Source organism: Aestuarium sp. (assembly GCF_023253315.1).
In the GTDB taxonomy this organism is placed as follows: Bacteria; Pseudomonadota; Alphaproteobacteria; order Rhodobacterales; family Rhodobacteraceae; genus Marivivens; species Marivivens donghaensis.
In genome coordinates this window covers 1-558 of sequence record NZ_JALRGW010000196.1, presented here as the reverse complement: position 1 = coordinate 558, position 558 = coordinate 1, and the positions used below count along the sequence as shown (strand labels likewise).

At 50.7% G+C, this 558-nt stretch carries 1 protein-coding gene; it reads left to right on the top strand.

Annotated features, from left to right (window positions below):
* Positions 1-272: hypothetical protein (locus tag AC1QQ2_RS14980; protein WP_479713746.1), on the top strand; the 272-nt coding region annotated here is incomplete at its 5' end.
* Positions 273-558 lie beyond the last annotated feature (286 nt).

Here is a 558-nt window from a genome sequence, read left to right as displayed (position 1 = left end):
CCCTCAGTGCCTTTCTTCCGAGCGACACGCGCGTAACAAAAAACGAGATTTCGGGAAATTGCGAGTATTTTCCTGACCACAGGCGAATTTTTGACCTTTTTCACACGCACTACCGGCTTGGGCCAACCCGGGGTGCTACGGGTTTGTTGCTGGACGCCGCATGGACATCTACCTGCTCCCCGTTCTGCGGTGAGCAATTTGTTGATTTTTTTGCCTCTGTGACTTGTTATTTGAAAAAACGTTCCCCACCTAAAACCATGCTACCTAGCTAAGGCACAGCCAGCTAAATATCGAAAATAATTCAATACGGCACAACCAAGGCTAAATGGGGGTAATTTTCAAAATCCGAGTTCGCGCCATGGCCAGCTCGGCGAGACGCGTCGAATAATCTTCAGGACCTCCGTGGTGGGGCGAAAACAAGCTGGTGGTGAAGTCTGGACTACTTGAGCAGTAGCAGAGCACTCACCCGGGCATTCAAAGGCCGATGGTGGCACGCGCCGTCGCGATAAACCCTGGGAATAAAAAGCGAAAATCGTTAAATACGGGGTTGAGGTTGTG